The organism is Mariprofundus ferrooxydans PV-1 (genome assembly GCF_000153765.1).
Taxonomy (GTDB): Bacteria; Pseudomonadota; Zetaproteobacteria; order Mariprofundales; family Mariprofundaceae; genus Mariprofundus; species Mariprofundus ferrooxydans.
In genome coordinates, this window is sequence record NZ_DS022294.1 from 128,269 (window position 1) to 129,979 (window position 1,711).

The 1,711-nt window shown below is 53.8% G+C and carries 1 protein-coding gene and 1 pseudogene; one reads left to right on the forward strand and one right to left on the reverse strand.

Annotated features, from left to right (window positions below; translation table 11 throughout):
* A pseudogene (locus SPV1_RS00585) lies at nt 1–748 on the reverse strand (cellulose biosynthesis cyclic di-GMP-binding regulatory protein BcsB); the annotation flags it as partial.
* Between the two features lie 155 nt (nt 749–903).
* On the opposite strand from SPV1_RS00585, the gene SPV1_RS00590 reads away from it, so the two are divergent.
* The coding region (locus SPV1_RS00590; RefSeq protein WP_009849126.1) for an IS4 family transposase at nt 904–1,711 on the forward strand (808 nt) is incomplete at its 3' end.

Here is a 1,711-nt window from a genome sequence, read left to right on the forward strand (position 1 = left end):
GAGCCACAACCTCCAGGTTCAGGAAGTCCGGCTGTGTCCCCATAGGCAAGGCAAAGGGGCTCACCATCGTCCGCCAGCTGACTTCCCGGGTCAGGTACTTAACATCGGTATTCATACCCAGCGTGGAGAGCGGCAGCGAATAAAATCCGGCGTCACCCTCCAACCCCATAGGGCCGCCATGGGCCCGCAGGCTGTCTGGCCTGTACACGCGATAATGATCACCGGCAGCAAGTATTTTCCAGTTATCATCCAGCAGATACATCGGCTGCACATCATACGGATCCGTCACCACAATCGCCGAGCGGTTTGCAAAATGTGCCATCATCAGGTTATCGGTCTGCTCAGGAACGCTCCCCGAAACATCAGTAGCAAGTCCGGCAAGCGCAGACTTCGGCGCGATAACAATATCACCAACTGTCGGCAAACGAACCAGGTTTACTTCCTTGCCCTTGTCAGCCAGCAGCGCCATTACAGCCAGCGTAGAGGCAAACTGATCCTTGCTCAATGCGCCTTGCGATAGGCTGATCGTCACCTTATTCGGCAACAACCTCCACGCGTCGCGGATAGAGCGTTCCAAAGGCTGATACGATATAGACAGCGATGATTCAGGCATGATATGCAGGAATACATTGCTTAAACGATCATCAAAACAACGGTCATCCGACACCGGCAAAATCGCGCTGATCGTCACCTTCACCAGCTTTCCGTGAAAAGCTGAAGATGGCAGCAGCAGGTCCAACTCATGCATACCGGAGTCGTGCGGCAGTTCCAGCTGCTTATATGGAATATCACGGCTGTCCGGTTAAGGAATCCGGAGGGATAAAAAAAGGTCTGAATTCCCAAGGGATATGGTAGATTTATTGTGATTGAGACAGCAAATCTACGCCCCGGAGAATTCAGACCATGAAGCATGCTAACACGGTTTTTCATCAATTGCTCAGAGTGATTCCGCGTCACCGTTTTGAGGAGGTTGTCAGGCGTTATGATGGTGACAGGCGTATCCGCAGTTTGTCCTGCTGGACGCAGTTTTGCGTCATGCTCTATGCGCAGCTTTGCTCCCGGCAGTCTCTGCGGGATGTGGTTTCGGCATGGGAAAGTCACGCCAGCAGGCACTATCACCTGGGAGCAGGCTCGGTGAGGCGTTCCACGCTTGCTGATGCCAATGTGAAGCGCTCTGCGGGCATGTATCTGGAGCTGTTTTACTGGCTTTTGCATCAGTTTCGCGGCAAGGGCATCCACCGCAAGGATGCCGTTCGGCTGATTGACTCCACGACGATTGACCTGTGCAAGCATCAGTTTGAATGGGCGAGCTTCCGCACCGGCAAATCGGGCGTGAAGGTGCATACGGTGTATGACCCTGATGCGCAGGTTCCCACCTTCTTTTCCATCACCGCAGCCAAAAAGCATGACAAGAAGGCTGCGGAGCACATGCCCCTGTTGCCCGGCGCCACTTATGTGTTCGACAGGGCCTACAACGATTACGCATGGTTCCATGACCTGACACAAAGGGATATCCGCTTCGTCAGCCGCATGAAGCGCAACGCGGAATTCGAGGTAGTGGCAACGCTCCCTGTATCAGATGACGGTGTATTGGAAGACCAGCATATCCGTCTGTCATCGGCCAAAGGCAGGAAGGAATGTCCGACCATCCTGCGCGCATCTGCTTCGTGCATGAGAGATGGCAGAGCTTGTCTTTATCACCATGACCTGA